Consider the following 20,212-nt stretch of genomic DNA (forward strand, 5'->3'; position numbering starts at 1 on the left):
ACTATTCAAAACATGAAAAAAGTAAGTATTATATTGGCTTTATTGGTGGTTTCATTGATAACTTTTGCACATGAGTTTTGGCTTGAACCACAAAAGTTTCTTTTATCAATTGGTGAAAAAATCAATTTTAGGGTTTTTGTTGGTGAAAATTTTACGGGCGAAGAAGTTGATTTTTCAAAGTTTGAGGTTGCCAAATTTTCAATATATTCTAGCAAAGGCGAGGAGTCAATAAAAGGTAAATTAACCGAACAAAATCTAAGCGATTTTCTGAAATTTGATGCAGAAGGAAATCATTTGATTGCTTTCAATAATACCAATAAACACATCGAATTGGAAGCGGATAAATTTAATGAATACTTAAAAGATGATGGCTTGGATAATGTTTTGTTGTTCAGAAAAACAAATAAACAATTAAAAAAACGAGGTACTGAAGAATACCAACGATGCGTAAAAACGTTACTCCAAGTTGAGAATGTTCATGATGAAACTTACCGAATTAATACAGGAATGAAGCTTGAAATTATTCCTGAACAAAACCCGTATTTGAGCGATAAATCATTGACATTCAAGGTTTTGTTTGATAATAAACCACTTAAAAATGCTTTGGTAGTTGTTTGGCAAAAAGGTATTGAAAAGTCCAATAAACGCAATTTTAGAAGTGATGCTGATGGCAAAATTACGTTTGTATTTGAGCCAAAAGGTATTTGGATGGTGAGTGCAGTAAACATGGTACCACACTCAAATCCGAAAGAAGCTGATTGGCAAAGCTACTGGGGTAGCTATACTTTTGGGTTCAATTAAAGGCTAATTTTTTTCACCTAAATCCCAAGTAATTCCACTAGAACTGCCAACATGAACAGGTGTAGCGGCTCTTAAATCTGGCAGAGCAAAAGTTGTTCTACCGTCGCCACCATAAGTTGTTCCTAAAAGGCTGAATAATGCAACATTATCACCTATTAATAGCAGTTGCCCATTACAAAGAGCCCAACCTCTAGGAGCAAAATTACCAGCAAACATTGTTATTTCGCCAATAAATGGGTCTAAACCTGTCACTCCATCAATTGATTTTACCCTTGATGACATTAAATCTCTTGATGGAAATATACCTTGTAATGCAATGATATAATTAATACCTACTCGATTATTGCCTTTGGTGAAACCAACATTACCATTTACATCGTTTTTAACTAAAAAGTCTCTCGAACTACCCCCATTCGCAATTTGGAGATTATTGGTTTTAGTCAAGCCGTTTACCTCCACAATACGATTGTATAAATCAATCGAACAAGCATTTTGCCCTGCACCAACAAAATAAAACTTATCTTCCACATCATTGTATTGTAATCCATAATTAGTGTAAGCAGGTGAATGAGCAATTACCATTCTTGTTGAATTTTGAGTGCCACCGGCAAACATGTACATCATTGGCACATTGGCAGCATATTGTTCGGGGAATTTAATGCTTTGTTGAGCGTCTGACAGAGAAATACCGTCTATCGGTAGGATGGTTATTGATTGAGATTTTCCGAAAAGGAAAGATAAACTCAAAATTGTAGTAAAGAAGAAAGTTTTCATAACTAAGAATCGTTTATTAGATTAATAGCCAAATTTATACAATTTTTGAATTCAGTGTTTTGTTTTGAAAATAATTTACTGAATGGTAGATTATTGAAAAAAAAATGCTGCCTCAAAGGCTAAATGCTTGAAAACATAAAGCTTTTGAGACAGCATTTTACAATTAATATGCTACTGTGAAACGTTGCTGAATAAACTGATTTTTCTCCAACTCATCAACCAAAGCTACGGCAAGGTCTTGTACCGAAATTTTGCTTTCACCTTTTTCATCGGTTAATAATTGGTCTCCACCCAAACGGAAATTTGCAGTGCGTTCGCCTGGTTCGAGCATGATTGCAGGGCTTAAAAATGTCCAATCAAGGGCTTTTTCTCCACGCAAATAAGTTAAATAATCACGAGCAGACGTAGCACCCGCTTTCCATTCTGCTGGAAATTGTGGCGTATCAACCAATTGAAGGGTTGGCGTAACTTGCAAGCTTCCTGCACCACCAACCACCAATAAACGCTTGATTCCTGCTTTTTTTGTGCCTTCTTGTATTGCTTTTGAGCCAGCCAAGAAATCATCATACAAATTTGGGTTTGCCCAACCTGCATTATACGCACTCAAAACGGCCTCATTTCCTGCAACTAAAGCAGCTACTGAATCACTATCTGACGCATCGCGTTGTTTGATTGTTAAATTTGGATTTTGTATTGTAATTTTTTCAGGATTACGCACAATCGCTGTTACTTCGTGTCCACGAGTGAGGGCTTCTTTTAATAATTCTGAGCCAACAAAGCCTGATGCTCCTATAATTGCTACTTTCATGTTGTTTGTTTTTATTGTTTCAAAAATAACTGTATTAAAAAATATTACAGTTTACGGTAAAAAAAATTATTCAAATTGGTTACTAAATTCGGCTAGACTAATCTTACCGAGACTTTCCAAAATAGCATCATCTGCAATTTGAAAAATCCCTTCAATATGCTGGTTGATTTGTCTGCCAACTGGACAAGCAGGATTAGGCGTATTTTTGCTTTTACCAAACACCGTTGCATCTTGTCGAACGGCTTTATAGACTTCAGAAAGCAAGATATTTTGGGCGTTTTTGGCCAGAAAACAACCGCCATTTTTGCCTTCTTTGCTTTGCACCATTCCTGCTTTGCGTAAAATCGTAATTTCTTTTCGCACCAAAACAGGATTAATGTTAATGCTTGCCGCTATTATTTCCGACGACATAGGTTTTCCATCTGCCTTTGCAAGCAGCGTAAGAATATGTACCGATATTTGAAATCTTGCGTTGTTCATTCTGTAATTATTAATATTACAGTTTTGTTAATTGATTAGTTCCACAAAGCTGAATTATTTTTTGCCATGTTTGCGGAATGCGGCAATTAATTGATAAATACCGTAACCAATAAATATTCTACCAAAAAAATCCCAAAAACTACTCCAAAAACTTAAAGTTATTTCTTGGTCACGAATAAAATCAAATTTATGTGTAGGGTTAAAAAACTCAAAAAAGTACATTTTCTTATTTATAAATGGCTTATAGTCAAGCAAAAAAGAGTAACCATTTTTCTTAAAAAAATAATTAGAATCAAACATGTAGTATAAACTCCATGTGTAGAAAAGAAAGAAAATTAATGAAGAGATTACTGTAAATTTAAAAGCTCTTTGCCAACTTTGCCCATGGTTATTTGTCCATTTATTTAGAAAAACATTAACCTTTTCCCAATTTTTGGGCAAAGTTTGTAAATAAACGTTCATTTCTTCTGCTTGATATTTACCTGCTTCAACTAAATCTCCTCTATTTTCATAAATTTTCTTTATTTGGCTTAATGCAAGGCGTTTTTGCTGTTTATCTTTTGAAATGATATTTTTTGAAAGAGGCATTTCAGTTCCTGCCAAGAAAACTTCACTAATTTTTGAAGATTGAAATTCAAGATTAAAACCTGTTAAATCACAGTTTATAAAAGTAGTTTTGCCCATGTCACTGTTTTTGAAGGCGATTTTGGGCGTAATTTGAGTATTACTTTTTGTTTTAGATGCAAGATTTAGAACGTAAGACATAGTATAATTTTCTTCCGTTTTTATATTTACAAAGTATAAATTCCCAAAATTGGTAAAATTATCAAATATTACTTCATTAAAATGGGCTTGATTAAATTGAATAAAATTGTCTTTTGTTGAAATAGCTTTGCCGAATACGAGTGAATTAATATGGGTTTCATTAATGAAAAAATTGGAACTACCCTTTAAAGCGGAGAATAAAAAGTTTTCAATAAATACATCTTTTGAGATTGAAAATTTATTGATTTTATCAATATTTTCAATTTGTAAATATTGAATTTCTGAATTTGAAATAGAAAATTCATTTTCAAATTTCCCTCCAATAAAATTAAGGACACGATAATTTCCTGACACTTTAAAATTCTGATACTCTCCACCCAAAATGTAGATAGAGCAGTTAATAGAGTGTTCGCATGTAATATTTTTTATTTTACACTCATTAGAAAATTCAATGTAACAATCGTTTCTCAGGTTGTCAAAATGTAATGAATTGCAAGTTGCTCTAATCCACAATTGTTCATTGAAATAACATTTATTTATGAATTGAATGGATTTATTTGAAGAAGCTTTTAGACTAAATGGATGAAAAAAATCACACTCATCAAATATTAAATCATAAGGTATTTCAATTGGAATTAATGTAACAAAAAAGTATACTCTATAATTTTTTATCAAGATTGTTATATTTCCATATCCATCATCGATGATAAAAGAGGGTATTTTACCACTCAATACATCCTCAAGTTTATGAACCATTTCCTTTTTTGCCATAATATATAATATTTATGATTCTCAATACCCCCTAATCAACTCAATTGCACCAAAAACGCCTGCACTATCGCCTAGTTTTGGCTTTAAGAAAAGTGTTTCTACTTTGCGGTTGTTGAAAATCCAGTTTTTGAGTTCTTCGGGGAAAGCCGTATAAATCATGTCAATATTACCAACGCCGCCACCAATCACAATGGCATCAGGGTCAAGCACATTGACGATTGACGAAATAGCTCGCCCAAAAGATTTTACTAAATGCTGAAGTGTAGCTGTTGCATGTGGGTCAGTTCCTGCTTGATGAAGTTCGTAGATTTCCTTCATTGTTAGGTCGTAACCGCTCAGTTTTTTATAATATTGCTGCAAAGCAGGCCCCGAAAATACATTTTCGTTGCAGCCAGTTTTGCCACAATAACACATTACGCCATCTTCTTCAAAGAAATTATGTCCCCATTCGCCACCAATTCCATGTCGGCCTTGAATCAGTTGTCCATTTACAACTACTCCGCCACCAACGCCTGTGCCTAAAATTACACCAAAAACCACTTTAGCATCAGGCAAAACATCTTTTACAATTCCCATTGTAGCTTCAGCCAAGGCAAAGCAATTAGCATCATTGGCGAGTTCAACAGGCACACCGAGGGCGTTCTCAATATCAGCCTTCATCGGTCGCCCATTCATCGAGGTGGTGTTACAGTTTTTCATGGTTTGCGTAGTCGGGTCGGTTGTGCCTGGTGTACTAAAACCAACTGCGGTGGGTTGTATTTGCGTTTCGGTTTTCACCATATCAATCAATTTTACAATTTGACTGATGATATGTTCGTAGCCTTTGCTGGCTTCGGTAGGTATTCTTTTTCTTGATAAAATCTCGTTATTTTCGGCATTCATTACCACGCACTCGATTTTTGTGCCGCCTAAATCTACGCCCCAAAGTGTTTTCATTTTGTTGTCTCTTCGTTTAAAATTAGTGATAGATTGAGTGTTAATTGTGTTTTTTTGTTGTTGCAAATAATTAAGTTAATAAAATGCACTGAAAAACAACAGCTCATTATTGATAACTTTTTTGCCTTAATCTGCAACTTCAGCGTGAGGGGAAAAAGCCGTTAACTTGTCATTAACAAATCAACGAGCAACGCCTCGCAAACTTATAGCATCTTACCATCAAAGACAACAATTTTTAGAAAAAGCTAAATATATTCAAAACCATGAAACGTTCATTCGTCGTAATTTTTACAATCCTTTTGGGAGTATTCGGATTGTCATCATGTAATACTTATAATTTTATTGAAGGCAGCGGCATTGTTCAAACCGAATATCGTCGTACGGCTTATTTCAACCGTATTGAGTTATATTTTCCTGCCGAAGTTATTGTTCGTCAAGGGCCAGCCAAAGATATTGAGATTGTTGCAGAAAGTAATATCATCAATTATGTAATCAGTCGAGTGAGTGGAAATACCTTGATTTTGGATGATTATGGTCGCCTTCGTAGCATCAATAATGTGAAAGTTTACATTCAAGTACCCGATATTAACGCAGTTTATGTTTCAGGAAGTGGTAAAGTTATCAGCGATAACAAAATTTTCTCGAAAAACATGAGTTTACGTTTGTCGGGAAGTGGGTTGATTGATATGGCACTTGATGTGACAAACGATTTGGTTGCCAATTTGAGCGGTTCAGGACTGATTTTTATGGAAGGAGATACTTATAATGGCATTTACGATGTTTCGGGAAGTGGAAAGATTGAATCATTTGATATGCACGCCGACAATTCTGATGTTGTAATCAGCGGCTCAGGGCGTTGTGAAACGACGGCTTTAAGCAACCTCGATGTTAGCATTTCAGGAAGTGGAAGTGTTTGGTTTAGAGGAAATCCTCGTATCAGTAAGTCAATTTCTGGCTCTGGAAAGGTTTTTAATGCAAATTGATTAATTTATTCTCTAAAACTAAAACCTGTAAGGTTTGGCGACCCCGCTAAAAGAATCCTTACAGGTTTTTTTATGCCCTAAAATTCCGTATTTTTGCATTATCATAAACAAAAACCGTCGTCCGTTGTCAATCAACTATGGACTTTTCAAGATAATGGCAGAAATCAGCAAAACTTACAATCCGAAAGAGATAGAAGACAAATGGTATAAGTATTGGATTGATAATCAGTACTTTAAGTCGAAACCAAATCCCGATAAAGAACCTTACACAATCGTGATTCCGCCACCAAACGTTACAGGCGTCTTGCACATGGGTCACATGCTCAATAATACGATTCAAGATGTTTTGACTCGTAAAGCACGTATGGAAGGGAAAGAAGCTTGTTGGGTGCCAGGAACTGACCATGCTTCTATTGCAACCGAAGCAAAAGTTGTGGCGATGCTGAAAGAACAAGGAATCAATAAAGCTGACCTTTCTCGTGATGAATTCTTGAAATATTGTTGGGAATGGACTGAAAAATATGGCGGAATTATCTTACAACAATTGCGTAAACTCGGAGCATCATGCGATTGGGACAGAACTCGATTCACAATGGAGCCAAGTTTATACGATGCCGTAATTGATGTATTCGTTGATTTACATAATAAAGGAGATATTTATCGTGGACACCGCATGGTAAACTGGGACCCCCAAGCCAAAACAACGGTTTCGGACGAAGAAGTTATCATGAAGGATGTACAGCAAAAATTGTATTATATCAGATATGATGGAGCGGAGGGAAGCGTAACAATTGCTACTACTCGCCCAGAAACTATCATGGCTGATGCTGCAATCTGTGTGAACCCAGCCGATGAACGTTTCCAAGATTTGATTGGTAAAAAAGTAAAAATTCCTTTAATCAATCGTGAAATTACGATTATTGCTGATGAATACGTAACGATGGAATTCGGAACGGGTTGTTTGAAAGTAACACCTGCTCACGACCAAAATGATTATGCTCTCGGACAAAAACATGGTTTAGAAATCATAGATATTCTGACTGATGAAGGTAAGTTGAACGAAAAAGCCTTGATTTTGATAGGCGAAGATAGATTTGTAGCTCGCAAGAAGGTTGCAAAATTATTGGCAGAATCGGGCAATTTAGTGAAAGAAGAAGACTACAAATCGACGGTTGGAACTTCGGAGCGTACAGGTGCGATTATCGAACCGAAGATTTCGTTACAATGGTTCTTGAAAATGAAGCGAGTATCGGAGCCTGCATTGGAAAATGTAATGAATGACACGATTCAGTTGATTCCACCAAAATTCAAGAATACATATAATCATTGGATGGCAAATGTGCGTGATTGGTGTATCAGTCGCCAACTTTGGTGGGGACATCGTATTCCTGCGTTTTATATGCCAGATGGCACTTGTATCGTAGCAAAAACGAAACAAGAGGCATTAAAAATTGCTAGAGAAAAATACCAATTATTTGCTTTAAGTGAACAAGATTTAACCCAAGACGAGGACGTTTTGGATACTTGGTTCAGTTCGTGGTTGTGGCCAATTTCGGTTTTTGATGGTTTCAAAGACCCTGATAATGAAGACATTAACTATTATTATCCGACCAACGATTTAGTGACTGCCCCTGAGATTTTGTTTTTCTGGGTAGCACGTATGATTATTGCGGGATATGAATATAAAGGAACTTATCCATTCAAAAATGTTTATTTGACAGGTATCGTAAGAGACAAACAAGGCCGTAAAATGTCAAAATCGTTGGGTAATTCACCTGACCCAATTGAGTTGATTGAAAAATACGGTGCTGACGGTGTTCGCACAGGAATGTTGTTTAGTTCTCCAGCAGGAAATGACTTGCCTTTTGATGAAAAATTATGCGAACAAGGACGAAATTTTAGTAATAAAATTTGGAATGCTTTCCGCCTGATTCAAGGTTGGGAAACAAGCACCGAAGTAGCTTCAGCAAGTAATAAACTGGCTGTGTCATGGTTCAAGACAAAAATGAATAAAGTAGTTGCCGAGACACTCGACCACTATAATAAATTCAGAATGTCGGATGCCTTGATGAGTACTTATAATTTAATCTGGGATGATTTCTGTTCGTTGTATTTGGAAATGATTAAGCCAGCTTACGTTGACGGAAAAGGCTTGCCAATCGACCAAGAAACGTACGATGCAACGCTTGAAATCTTTGATGAATTGATGCGTTTGATTCACCCTTGGATGCCATTTATTTCGGAAGAATTGTGGCAGTCGATTAAGGAAAGAAGTAGCAACGATTCAATTTGTTTGGCTGAATTTCCGAAAGGTGGTGAAGTGAATGAGAGCCTTTTAGCTGATTTTGAATTGTTATTTGAAATCGTTTCGACAGTTCGTAACACACGTAATTCTAAGCAAATTTCGCCGAAAGAAGCATTGCCATTGGCTGTGAAAACAGAGAATCAGGCACGCTACGAAACTTTATCGGGCTTAATCAAAAAAATGGCAAATATTTCAGATATTCAATATGTTAGCGATAAAACTGACGGCATGAGTTTTGTTATCAAAGGTGATGAATTGACCATTGATTTAGGCAAAAATCTTGATATTGAAGAAGAAAAAGCGGCTTTACAAAAAGACTTAGATTATATTCTTGGTTTCAAGAAATCGACGGAAGCAAAGCTCTCGAATGAGCGATTTGTACAAAATGCAAAACCAGATATTATTGAAAAAGAACGTCAAAAACTCATTGATGCCGAAACAAAAATAAAAGCTTTGGAAGAAGCTTTGGCGAAGTTAGGTTGAGATTTTGGAAATAACTTTACAAGGCAGTTTTGAAATTCAAAACTGCCTTTTTGTTTGGGCTAAAGCCCAGTTTTGATGTATTTTCTGTTATCGTCAGTTAAAACTGACGGCAATGAAAATAGAATTGAGTAGAATAGTTTCATTGCCGTTTGCTTTAGCTGACGGATGCTAAAATAAAATTTCCTATTTTTAACTTTAATCAAACAATACTATTTTACCAAAACAACAATGCTCTAAAATGTCTTATGTGAAAATTTGGGTTCATGTAGTGTTTTCTACAAAGAACCGATTTCCTTTTCTTACTAAAGATATTAGATATGAGGTTTTTAACCATATCATCGAAAACTGCCGAGAGAAAGATATTTTTCTACAAGCAATCAATGTCTATACTGAGCATATTCATTGCTTGATTTCTTCGGGAAAAGACCAATCCATTGCTGCTATTGCAAAACTCATCAAAGGCGAATCTTCATTTTGGATAAATAAACAACAGTTAACGTCTCAAAAATTTACGTGACAAGATGATTATTTTGTAGTTTCAGCGAGTGAGTCACAAGTTGAGAAAGTTGTAAGCTATATTAAAAATCAGGAGATTCACCACGCTAAGAAATCTTTCGATGAAGAAGTCGAAGAGTTTATGAAAAAATAAGGCTGGGAAGTTATTAAAGATGAGTAATAACAAAAAGGGCAAATCTAAATCAAGATTTGCCCTTTTTCATTATGAATTATTCAAAATTCTTATCTAAAATCATCCTCTTCATCATCACCGAAATTCATCTTATTTGGGTCAAACATACTATCCAATAAATCTTTGAATTGCAGACCTGTGTCCAAATTTTGCTTGCTAATTAATGAATATTCAGCCAAACCATGAAGAGCAAATTCCATCATAAAAAGTTTATCATCTTCGCCCAAACGCTCGTGGTAGCCTTCAACTAATTCTTCCAAACCTTCAATCGTTTTTAATCTTGCACGATATTCTCTGTCGGTGAGGTCATTGGTGAAATCAATGACATTTCCTTCACCAAACCAATTTGATACTTGTTGGAATGGGTTTTTACCTGATTTCTTTTTCTTTACTGCTTCTGGATTCGGGAAATATTTCAAAAACTCAGTTCGCATTGCTTTTCCGATAAGGCTTTGAGCCACATAAACTGGCCCTTCAACTTCACCTTCATAAACCAATTCGATTTTTCCATTGATGGCTGCAATTGCACCATAAATATCTGATACTCTTGCATTTACATTTTTCTCACTATTGATTAACGAACGTCTTTCAGCTGAACTCAAAAGGTTTTCATAAGCCGAAATCGTCATACGGGCAGAAACACCACTTTTTGCATCAACATATTCGCTTTGACGAGCTTCAACAGCAATTTGTTCAACCAAATCTTTCAAAATATCATTGACAACAATTTTCTTTTGACCGTCTTTGATAATAGCTTCTTGCTCCGTAATCTTACGCCCAATTTCGATAGATTTAGGGTAATGTGTTACAATTTGGCTATCAATACGGTCTTTAAGCGGTGTTACGATACTACCACGGTTGGTATAATCTTCAGGGTTTGCAGTAAAAACAAACTGAATATCAAGTGGCATTCGGAGTTTGAAACCACGAATTTGTATATCTCCTTCCTGCAAAATATTGAATAACGAAACTTGAATACGAGCCTGTAAATCAGGCAATTCGTTTATCACAAAAATACAACGATGCGAACGAGGAATCATACCGAAATGAATCACACGTTCGTCAGAATAAGGCAATCTCAAAGTTGCTGCCTTGATTGGGTCAACATCACCGATTAAGTCGGCAATCGAAACATCGGGCGTTGCCAATTTTTCGTTATAACGCTCTTCACGAGCCAACCATGCTATTGGTGTGGCATCACCGTGTTCGACAATTAAATCTTTGGCAAAACGTGAAAGTGGTTCGAGTGGGTCATCGTTTAGTTCAGAACCATCCACTATTGGCACATATTCATCTAAAAGATTAACCATCAAACGAGCAATACGCGTTTTTGCTTGTCCACGCAAACCTAGTAAATTAATGTGGTGCATCGAAAGAATGGCTTTTTCAACATCTGGAATGACAGTATCTTCATAACCCCAAATACCTGGAAAAACGGATTCTTTATTTTTAAGTTTTTCAACCAAATTATCACGAAGCTCTTGTTTAATAGATTTGGGGCGATAACCGCTGGCTTTTAATTCGCCAAGTGTTTTGATTTTTAAAATATTCTTATCGAAAGGCATGAATTTAAAGTAAAATGTATAATAGAGAATGCTTAATTTTTAGACACTTAACATGTCTTCTTTGAATAACGGATTTGTTATAGAAATGGTTTTAGTAGTTGTGGAACAATTTTTTATTTTGAAAGTATCTTAAAAAATTGTTTTACAAAACTAAAGGTTTAAAATCAGTTAAGTTTTTATCAAAAATGACAAATTTTGCTGGAAATCCTGCTGCAATTTGTCCAATTTTATCATCAATGCCTAATGCTTTCGCTGGGCGAATGGTTGCCATTTTTATGGCTTCCTCCAGCGAAATTCCTACTTGTTGTACTGCATTTCTTACGCAATCAGCCATTGAAACGGCAGCCCCAGCTAAGTTACCTTCTGAGTTTCGGTATTGTCCATTTTCTAAATAAGCATCAAATTCTTCCCATTGGAATTGTTTTACTTTTTCGCCCACAAAAAGTGCATCAGAAATTAAGAAAAGATGGTCTTTTTTGATTTTATAAGCAATACGAGCCGCGGCATAATCACAATGAAAACCATCTAAAATTATTGGAGCGTAAACATCTGGACTGTCAAATGTAGCTCCTACCACACCTGGTTCACGATGCCCCATTTGGGTCATGGCATTATAAAGATGTGTGCAGAGGTTAATGCCTTGATTATAAGCGTTTTTGGCTTGTTTATAAGTAGCATTTGAATGCCCGAGTGAAATGTTTATGCCACTTTCGAGCAACATTTCTATTTGTTCTTCATTGAAGTTTTCAGCGGCAATGGTCATTAGTTTGATAATTCCTTTGCCATATTTAATGATTTCTTCAAGTTCATTATTACTTGGTTTTCTGATGTAAGCCGCCAAATGAGCTCCTCGTTTTGCGAGGTTCAAAAATGGCCCTTCGAGGTGCATTCCGAGAACGCCAGAAGTAGGGTTTTTCTCTAAAAAAGCACGGGTAGCTTCAATTCCCTTTAAAATATTGTCGAGAGGAGAAGTAATTAACGTGGGTAATACGTGTGTTGTCCCTAATTTTAGGCTTGATTCATAAATGTCTTGAATGGTTTCTTCAGTGGCGTTTTGAGTGAAATAATATTTTTCTCCGCCGTTGATGTGAATATCTACAAATCCAGCAGAAATATGTTTATTTTGAAGGTCTATAATCTTCGCATCAGCTTTTTGTTCTGAATTGGTAATTAGCCCATTTTCAATGATAATAGTTTGATTTTCTAGGATTTGAGTACCTGTATGAATGGTAGCGTTACTGATGATTGTTTGCATAAAAAAACTTGCTCAAAGATGATTGAGCAAGTTAAGAAAAATGTTTAATATTTTATTTTGAACTGAGTTACAACTTTGATATTACAGCTTGAAACTTGGCTCAGATTTTCAATCTTTTAGGTGGTAATAATTTTTTACTGCTTCATAATTAGTCATATCAACAGGCGTATTACGGCCTTGAATACTACCATAAACAACGACAACTCGATATTTAACAATATCCTTAACGAGTTCATTGTAAAAACCAAAACCTTTACCATTGGCAAATTCGGGGAGAATGGTATAATTGTTATAGTTAATAATGCCATTTTCACGTGGATAACCTTTTCTTCCTACGTATCCTGTAAGTTTTAGATAATTTACACCAATCATTTCTTCAGCATAAGGTCTGAAATATTGAAAATCGTAGTAATCATTGGTTGTTCGACCAGGAATTTTAAAATAGATAGAATGAGAATTAATACTTATTCGTTCGATTAATTCATATTCACGCTTGTCTTCATTGTAAACCAGAGCATTACCTTTCCAGTAAACATAAACTAATCCTTTATCAATGGCTTCTTTGGTCAATAATGCATTGGCAGTACTTTTTTGATTGAGGTAATATTCAGTAGTTCCTTCTCCATTTGAAATCCAAACGGGTGTAAGCCATGCAGAATATACCACATTGGCATTACCATCTTTTCCGTTAGTGCCGTTAATTCCTGCTGCACCAGCAGGGCCAATTGCCCCATCTTTACCAGCAGGTCCTTTACACGAAAATAATAATGTTGAAGCGATTAGTAACGCTAAAACGGTTTTTGTAGAAATTTGCATTTGTTTTTTACGTGAAGTCGCCACTTTTGTTTTAAAATTTATTAATCTTTACTACGGGTCATATTGATAAAAGAAGATGTGTAGATAGGCTTAGGTATTCATGAAAAAGTGATACTTTCAGATACAGATTTAACTATTCAATTTTTAGTAAAAGAAACGGCTATTTTATAGCAGTAATCACTATGCAATTTCGCATGGTTTTTACTAATAAATTAACTCAAAAAGTTAAACGATTAACATAAAGATGTTGTACTAAATACACATTTATGATTTGCAAATAACACTTGGCTGGAAGATTGAAAATAATAGACTATTAAAAGGGAAGTAGAAATAAAAAAAACTTGCTCAATAGTAGTTGAGCAAGTTTAGGAAAAAGTTGTATGAACGAATGAGTAGTATGCTAAATCTATGAGATAACCACTTGATTAACAGTAATGTGATTTTTAATCAAACTTATTTTACGACGTGAAACCGCTAGTTTCTTTCCATTTGATAAATGAATTGTAGCTTTTTTGCCATGTTGTTCATAATTTTTGATAAATTCAGGGTTTAATAAAAATGATTTATGAATACGTAAAAAACCAGCAAGTCTAGTATCTGTTTCATGCTTTTTTAGCGTAGCTGATGAAACGATTTTTTTACCACTATTTAGATGAAAAATAGTGTAATTAATGTCCGCTTCGAGATAAGTAATCTCTTGATTTTGAGGTGTTTTAAATGGAGTCATAGCAAGTTGTTTCGGTTCAATCGGGTTACCTTATTTTAGACAAAGGTCGTGTTCAGTTTTAAAGAAATCTATGGGGAAAAGACTGTATTGACTGGGTGTTTTTACGGTTTTTATCGAAATGAATGTATAATTAGACAAATTGTGTCAAGTGTCAAACTAAATTATTGCTAGTTTTTCATCCATAAAGAAGGGAAATTATCATAAACACGGCACTTAGACGGTGTTTTTCACATACACAATAGGGAAAAATACCGTATTTTTAAATGTAAGTGATTAATAATAAGTGATTTATGTGAAAGTAGACAAGTTAATCTTGCACCAATGCTTTTAGAAGTGTACTTTTCAGTAAAATTATTGTTTGACCTTTTAAAATATTGAACCAATATGAAAAAAACATTTTCATTCGTATTTATTTTAATTGCTTTGATATCTTGTAATAAAGAAGCTAAACCCTGGAAAAAACTAACCAAAGAAGAAATTAATGAAATATTGAACCATGATAGAAGTACGTTAATAGACGCAACGCTATACGATTCAATCTCACGAACACAAAGAGGACCATTTCCGATGAGTCTTGAAGAAGCAAAAAGCTCAATAAGGAGTTTTTATGGTACTTTAGCTTTACACCCCGAAGAAGCGAAAAAATTGCCTCAGAGTAGTTATGTATTTAATTATGAAACGATTGATAAAATAGCAAAAAAATACAAAGATAGCCTCAGCCTTGAACCTAAAGATTTAAGCATTCGGGTGTATCCTGCATTGGCAAAAGGAGGAAACATGACTTTTATTATTGTATTTGAAAACAAAAGAGACTCTACTTTAATTATCAATAGAAATGTGAGTGAATCTATTCCACAAATGGAGATAGAAGATAACATTGGTCCTTGTCCGCCAAAAACAAATTGTCCACAAAAAGATTCAGATTTATTTAAAATTGATGAATGGAAAGATTTGTATAAACTCATTCAGAGAGAAGACGAATGGTTATTTAAAGATACCAAAACAAAAATTAAAAAGTAAATGTCTAAATACTATATTGTCTATTTTGTAATTATTTTACTCGGCGTCATAGTTGGAATATTTAATTTTTTGAAGCTAAACAAGAGCAATAAAATTTTTTTATCGCTCTTGTTTATGACCTTATTATCAGAGCTAATGGCATTGAACATTGATAAATTCAATTTGCCTTCAAACTACATTGTTTATCATATTTTTAATCCGATACAATACATCATTGTGGCTTGGGCTTATTATCAAGAATTTCGGAAGAAACTGATACTCATATCAATGCCAATAATGGTAATATGGTCATTGATATTGAGTGTTTTTATTCAGCCGATTACTGAATTTAACTCTTATTATATTTCATTCGAGCTACTGATTTTTACAGCCTTTTCTGTTTATTATTTTTTGCTTCTTTTGAGAATTGAAACCGATAACAAATTGAAGGATTATCCGCTATTTTGGATAAGTTGCGGATGGTTACTTTTTAGTGTAGCAAATTTGTTTGTATTTGGCACTTATAATTCATTTTTTAAAGAAAATAGCTATATCGAAAGAGTGTTTGCATATATTCGTGTTTTCAGTAATTATATTTTGTATTCTTTATTTATAGTAGCTTTTTTGGTGAAACAACATACTTTGTTAGGTGATGAAAGGAAATGAGGAGATTGTACTTACGTTTGTGATTGGAACTATTATTTTAATAATTTTAGTTACTTTTATTATCTCTTTTGCTTTGATTTTTCAACGTCGTCAGTTAAAACATCGCCAAGAAAAAATTGCGTTAAAAGCTCAATACGACCAAGAAATTCTGACTTCCCAAATTGAAGTTCAAAATACTACTTTACAATATATTGGCCGAGAACTACATGACAATATTGGTCAGTTGCTTTCTGTAGCAAAAATAAATCTTAATGTACTTGAAGAAACAATACAAGATGTTGATAATGAGGAATTTGTAAAGCAAACAAATGAACTTGTTGACCATGCCATTCAAGATTTGCGAGCTTTGTCTAAAAGTCTTGATGGTGACTTTGTGCATGATTTTGGCTTGCAAGAAAGTATCGCCCATGAATTACTGCGTATTAGGAAAACAAAGAAATTTGAAACCGAACTGACGCTTCGAGGGGAGAAATATACGTTGGGTTATGAACGTGAAATTGTACTTTTTCGTATTGTTCAAGAAATTTTAAATAACGCATTGAAGCACTCGCAAGCAAAAAATCTGGAAGTCAATATCAATTATTTACCTGAAACTTTTACGCTACATATAAGTGACAATGGCAGAGGTTTTGACTACGAAAGTGCTAAGAAAAATGAACTTGCTGAATCAGGTTCGGGTCTAAGAAATATTAAAAGAAGGGCCAATTTGATAAATTTTGATTGTAACATTGAATCGCAAATAGGAAAAGGAACTAAATATATTTTGACATCAACAAAAAAACTCTTGTAGCAGGTTGTTGAATAATTTTGGTGGTTTATGATTAAAGTAGCCATTGTAGATGACCATCATTTGGTGGCAAAAGCGATTTCGGGTTTGATCCAAAAACTCGAAAATTATGAAGTGATGTACGAAGTTGAAAATGGCAAAGAGCTGTTGCGTCATTTTAAACTTAAAATGATTCCTGACATCGTTTTGTTAGACATCAATATGCCCGAAATGGATGGTTATGAAACGGCTCTTTGGGTCAAAAATAATTATCCAGAGGTAAAGGTTTTAGCATTATCAATGTACGACAAGGAAGAAGCCATTATCGGAATGCTACGCAATGGAGCGAGAGGATATTTGTTGAAAGGTTGCCGCCCTTCTGAATTGAAAAATGCTTTAGATGCCATTGTTGAAAAAGGATTTTACTATACAGAATACGTAACTGACAAGTTAATAAAAGGGCTGAATCCCGAAAAGATAATTAATCCGATTGAAAAACTTGGACTGAATGAACGCGAAACAGAGTTTATAAAACTGGCTTGTAGTGAACTTACTTATAATGAAATAGCCGATAAAATGTGTGTAAGCCCACGAACTGTTGATGGTTACCGTGAGCAAGTTTTTTCAAAACTTAATGCAAAAACACGTGTTGGAGTAGTTATGGAAGCCATCAAGTTAGGTTTAGTGGTGGTTTAATAACTATTTTGAGTCAAAATTGTCTTTATTATTGAAATCAATAAGCTATATAATCTTTCGCTTGTTTTTTCAAATTCCTTTATTATCTTTGGTCTTCTTCATTAAAAACCAAAGAAAATTATGTTGAGTCGTGTCGCCAATTCTATTTATTGGATTAATCGCTATATTGAGCGAGCCGAAAATTACGCCCGTTTTGTGAGTGTAAACCTTAATCTAACTCTTGATGCCCCTGGTATTTTAACCGAACAATGGGAGCCTTTGCTTATTGCTACTGCTGATAATTACGGATTCTTTGAGCATCACACCGTTGCAGACCGAGACACAGTAATCGACTACATGACTTTCGATAAACGAAACCCTAATTCAATTTATAGTTGCCTCGCTTATGCTCGTGAAAATGCCCGCACGATTCGTGAAAGCATTACCAAAGAAATGTGGGAGCATATCAATATGTTTTATCTGAAAATATCAGAAACACAGTCTACAAAAAACTGGGAAGTTGAGCAACTACAACAGTTTTTTGAAGAAATAAAAGATGGCTGTCAGCTATTTTTTGGTATTATTGATTCGACTGTTACTCGAAACGAAGGGTTTCATTTTGGCCGTTTAGGACGTTTTTTGGAACGAGCAGATAAAACATCAAGATTTCTTGATGTGCGGTATTTTACACTTTTGCCAGACGACCAAGCTATTGGCTCACCACAAGAATTATTGATTTGGACTTCAGTGCTGAAATCGGTAAGTGCTTTCAATATGTATCGTCAGCAATATCGTGTTATTAATCCATCTCACATTGTTGAGTTTTTGGTATTAGATAAAAGTTTTCCTCGCTCTATTTTTTATTGTATTCGTCAAGCAGAATTGTCATTATACCAAATTTCGGGTCGAGAACTAACCAATGGATATTCAAATTTGGCCGAAAAAGAAATTACTCGCCTTCGTCATGAAATTGAGTTTACTGAAGTTGGAGATATTTTCAAGAAAGCTTTACATCCTTACTTGGACGAGTTTCAAATTAAAAATAATGTAGCCGCTAAAGAAATTTTTAATACTTATTTTGACTTAAAATTGGTTGAAGCGTAAATGAATCAAGAATTGGGAATTAGGAATGCTAGTTTTTCTTTATTTTTACCTCAATTTTTAGCCAATACCATATTTTATTCATCATTCTTAATTTAAAAAATGACTTTCTGCCTAGGAGTAAAAGTAGCCAAAGGAATTGTTGCCATTGCCGACACCCGAATTACATCGGGAAGTGAAGTTTCGAGCAATAAAAAAATATTTGTTCATCAATCACCTCATCATTCATTGTTTATCATGACTGCTGGGCTGCGTTCGGTGCGAGATAAAGCCATTACTTATTTTAAGGAAGTTTTAGAAGAACAAGACACTAAGTTTGATAAACTTTATAAAGCGGTCAATGCTTTTGGAGAAATGGTAAAACGTGTGGCCGTTGAAGACAAAGCGTCACTTCGTGAAGCAGGTTTATCGTTTAATTTGTCGGCCGTTATCGGAGGACAGCTCGAAAAAGACGAAGAACATAAGTTATATATGTTGTATCCAGAAGGAAATTGGATTGAGGTTACTGAAGGTTCGCCATTTATTATTATTGGTCAGCCAAATTATGGAAAACCGATATTATATAGAAATCTAAAATACAATACTTCATTACAAGAAGTATTGAAACTTGGTTTTTTGGCGTTTGATTCTACGCGTGTAAGTGCCAATGATGTTGATTTTCCGATTGATGTAATTTTGTGCGAAAAAGATAGTTTCAAAATAGCTGAACAACGCTACGAAAAAACAGATTTGGAACAAATTTCGTATCAATGGAATGCACTTTTGAATGCTTCAGTACAAAAATTACCAACCGATTGGATGGAGCCGATTTTTACGAAATCATTAGAAATATAAAAACAACTTGTAGCACACCGATTTTAATAAGTGTAAAATCAGTGTGCTATTTGATTGAAAATTCACGCTTTAATTAGGAAGAAATAAAATGGTTTTAAGCGTAGAACATACTTTGCATTACATTTATTCAAATCCTGTTTTGCTGACGCCTCACACGATTTATCTAACTCCGAAAGCATCTCCAAATCAAGAAATAAATACTTATTTGCTTGATATTCAGCCAGTTCCAAATCTGTTATTTAAGAATATTGACGTAGAAGGGAATGCCCAATTTGTAGCTTTTTTTAACTCATCTTGCGATAAATTGAGTTTTAAGGCAACATTTGAAATTGTATCAGAGACTTTTAATCCTTATCACTTCATTTATTTTCCATTTGAATCCGAAAAACTGCCTTTCAAATATCCCGAAAAAGAACGTTCTTCTTTGAGTTCGTATCTAACGCAAGAAGGAGTAACCACACTTATTGACCAATTTGCTCGACAAATTGCTTCAGAAGCAGATTGGAAAACGACTGATTTTTTGGTAAATATTTCAAGATATATTCGAGCAAATTTTATCTATGAAAAACGTCTTGAAGGTGTAGCAAATTCGCCAGAAAGAACGCTAATTACCCGAAAAGGCACTTGCCGAGATTATGCAGTTTTGATGATTGCAGCTTGTAAATCACTCGGTATTGCGGCTCGATTTGTGAGTGGTTATTGCTTTGGAAGTGCGTTACAAGAACACGAATTACATGCGTGGGTGGAAGTTTATCTGCCTGGTGCTGGTTGGCGTGGATTTGACCCAACCGAAGGTAAAATAGTTGACAATCAGTATATTACATTGGCTTCTTCAGCGGAAGCTGAACTCATAAATCCTGTACGTGGAGGTTTTAGAGGAAATACAAGTTCAGTACTTAATGCTTTTGTAAACATTCAACAAAAGTAGTTTTTTAGATTTTTAGTTTTTTTTATTTACCTTCGCACACAATTGATTTGATACTGTATTCTAATTTATTATTATCATCAAACACT

General features: G+C 34.6%; 19 protein-coding genes and 1 pseudogene. 11 read left to right on the forward strand and 9 right to left on the reverse strand.

Annotation, left to right across the window (positions count from 1 at the left end; translation table 11 throughout):
• Nucleotides 1–12: 12 nt before the first annotated feature.
• A complete protein-coding gene (locus MJQ71_RS00975) occupies nt 13–801 on the forward strand; it encodes a DUF4198 domain-containing protein (RefSeq protein ID WP_238803850.1) in 789 nt (262 codons plus the stop codon).
• 3 nt (nt 802–804) lie between these two features.
• On the opposite strand, the gene MJQ71_RS20945 is transcribed toward MJQ71_RS00975, so the two are convergent.
• The 5 genes from MJQ71_RS20945 to MJQ71_RS01000 all read right to left on the reverse strand — a co-directional run bounded on the left by MJQ71_RS20945 (nt 805) and on the right by MJQ71_RS01000 (nt 5,335).
• A complete protein-coding gene (locus tag MJQ71_RS20945) occupies nt 805–1,575 on the reverse strand; it encodes a tail fiber protein (protein WP_310587508.1) in 771 nt (256 codons plus the stop codon).
• A 163-nt stretch (nt 1,576–1,738) separates the two neighbouring features.
• Nucleotides 1,739–2,383: an NAD(P)-dependent oxidoreductase gene (locus MJQ71_RS00985; RefSeq protein ID WP_238803851.1), complete on the reverse strand. Its 645-nt coding sequence runs from the start codon at nt 2,381–2,383 to the stop codon at nt 1,739–1,741.
• Nucleotides 2,384–2,449: 66 nt separating this feature from the next.
• Nucleotides 2,450–2,863, reverse strand: coding sequence for an RrF2 family transcriptional regulator (locus tag MJQ71_RS00990; RefSeq protein ID WP_238803852.1), 414 nt, complete (start codon nt 2,861–2,863; stop codon nt 2,450–2,452).
• A gap of 54 nt (nt 2,864–2,917) precedes the next feature.
• Nucleotides 2,918–4,399 (reverse strand): hypothetical protein, encoded by a 1,482-nt coding sequence (locus tag MJQ71_RS00995; RefSeq protein WP_238803853.1) that lies wholly within the window; start codon nt 4,397–4,399, stop codon nt 2,918–2,920.
• A gap of 21 nt (nt 4,400–4,420) precedes the next feature.
• Nucleotides 4,421–5,335 carry an ROK family protein gene (locus MJQ71_RS01000; protein WP_238803854.1) on the reverse strand — a complete coding sequence of 305 codons (915 nt, stop codon included), beginning with the start codon at nt 5,333–5,335 and terminating at the stop codon, nt 4,421–4,423.
• Nucleotides 5,336–5,598: 263 nt separating this feature from the next.
• On the opposite strand from MJQ71_RS01000, the gene MJQ71_RS01005 reads away from it, so the two are divergent.
• The 3 genes and pseudogenes from MJQ71_RS01005 to tnpA all read left to right on the forward strand — a co-directional run bounded on the left by MJQ71_RS01005 (nt 5,599) and on the right by tnpA (nt 9,755).
• Nucleotides 5,599–6,318: a head GIN domain-containing protein gene (locus tag MJQ71_RS01005; RefSeq protein ID WP_238803855.1), complete on the forward strand. Its 720-nt coding sequence runs from the start codon at nt 5,599–5,601 to the stop codon at nt 6,316–6,318.
• 154 nt (nt 6,319–6,472) lie between these two features.
• A complete protein-coding gene (locus tag MJQ71_RS01010; RefSeq protein WP_238806391.1) occupies nt 6,473–9,106 on the forward strand; it encodes a valine--tRNA ligase in 2,634 nt (877 codons plus the stop codon).
• A 238-nt stretch (nt 9,107–9,344) separates the two neighbouring features.
• A pseudogene (gene tnpA / locus MJQ71_RS01015) lies at nt 9,345–9,755 on the forward strand (IS200/IS605 family transposase).
• Nucleotides 9,756–9,844: 89 nt separating this feature from the next.
• Here the strand turns inward: tnpA and MJQ71_RS01020 are convergent.
• The 4 genes from MJQ71_RS01020 to MJQ71_RS01035 all read right to left on the reverse strand — a co-directional run bounded on the left by MJQ71_RS01020 (nt 9,845) and on the right by MJQ71_RS01035 (nt 14,157).
• Entirely contained in the window at nt 9,845–11,359 is a 1,515-nt protein-coding gene (locus MJQ71_RS01020; RefSeq protein ID WP_238803857.1) for a P-loop NTPase family protein, read from the reverse strand.
• A 142-nt stretch (nt 11,360–11,501) separates the two neighbouring features.
• Complete coding sequence (gene nagA, locus MJQ71_RS01025) at nt 11,502–12,614, reverse strand: N-acetylglucosamine-6-phosphate deacetylase (RefSeq protein WP_238803858.1); 1,113 nt, start codon at nt 12,612–12,614, stop codon at nt 11,502–11,504.
• Nucleotides 12,615–12,722: 108 nt separating this feature from the next.
• Nucleotides 12,723–13,430 (reverse strand): hypothetical protein, encoded by a 708-nt coding sequence (locus MJQ71_RS01030; RefSeq protein WP_238803859.1) that lies wholly within the window; start codon nt 13,428–13,430, stop codon nt 12,723–12,725.
• 406 nt (nt 13,431–13,836) lie between these two features.
• Complete coding sequence (locus MJQ71_RS01035) at nt 13,837–14,157, reverse strand: LytR/AlgR family response regulator transcription factor (RefSeq protein WP_238803860.1); 321 nt, start codon at nt 14,155–14,157, stop codon at nt 13,837–13,839.
• A 384-nt stretch (nt 14,158–14,541) separates the two neighbouring features.
• On the opposite strand from MJQ71_RS01035, the gene MJQ71_RS01040 reads away from it, so the two are divergent.
• From MJQ71_RS01040 to MJQ71_RS01070, 7 genes are all read left to right on the forward strand, one after another.
• Nucleotides 14,542–15,177, forward strand: a complete 636-nt coding sequence (locus tag MJQ71_RS01040; protein ID WP_238803861.1) for a hypothetical protein — start codon at nt 14,542–14,544, stop codon at nt 15,175–15,177.
• Between the two features lie 135 nt (nt 15,178–15,312).
• The gene (locus tag MJQ71_RS01045) at nt 15,313–15,822 is read left to right on the forward strand and encodes a hypothetical protein (protein WP_238803862.1); all 510 of its coding nucleotides are present in this window, start codon (nt 15,313–15,315) and stop codon (nt 15,820–15,822) included.
• Nucleotides 15,809–16,612: a sensor histidine kinase gene (locus tag MJQ71_RS01050; protein ID WP_238806392.1), complete on the forward strand. Its 804-nt coding sequence runs from the start codon at nt 15,809–15,811 to the stop codon at nt 16,610–16,612. Before MJQ71_RS01045 ends, MJQ71_RS01050 begins: the two co-directional genes overlap by 14 nt.
• Before the next feature lie 27 nt (nt 16,613–16,639).
• On the forward strand, nt 16,640–17,284 hold the full coding sequence (locus MJQ71_RS01055) for a response regulator transcription factor (protein WP_238803863.1): 645 nt from the start codon (nt 16,640–16,642) through the stop codon (nt 17,282–17,284).
• Nucleotides 17,285–17,404: 120 nt separating this feature from the next.
• Nucleotides 17,405–18,367, forward strand: a complete 963-nt coding sequence (locus MJQ71_RS01060; protein WP_238803864.1) for an alpha-E domain-containing protein — start codon at nt 17,405–17,407, stop codon at nt 18,365–18,367.
• 99 nt (nt 18,368–18,466) lie between these two features.
• Complete coding sequence (locus MJQ71_RS01065) at nt 18,467–19,198, forward strand: proteasome-type protease (protein ID WP_238803865.1); 732 nt, start codon at nt 18,467–18,469, stop codon at nt 19,196–19,198.
• Between the two features lie 88 nt (nt 19,199–19,286).
• The gene (locus tag MJQ71_RS01070; protein ID WP_238803866.1) at nt 19,287–20,126 is read left to right on the forward strand and encodes a transglutaminase family protein; all 840 of its coding nucleotides are present in this window, start codon (nt 19,287–19,289) and stop codon (nt 20,124–20,126) included.
• Nucleotides 20,127–20,212 lie beyond the last annotated feature (86 nt).

It is taken from the genome of Emticicia aquatica, from assembly GCF_923079645.1.
GTDB lineage: Bacteria > Bacteroidota > Bacteroidia > Cytophagales > Spirosomataceae > Emticicia > Emticicia aquatica.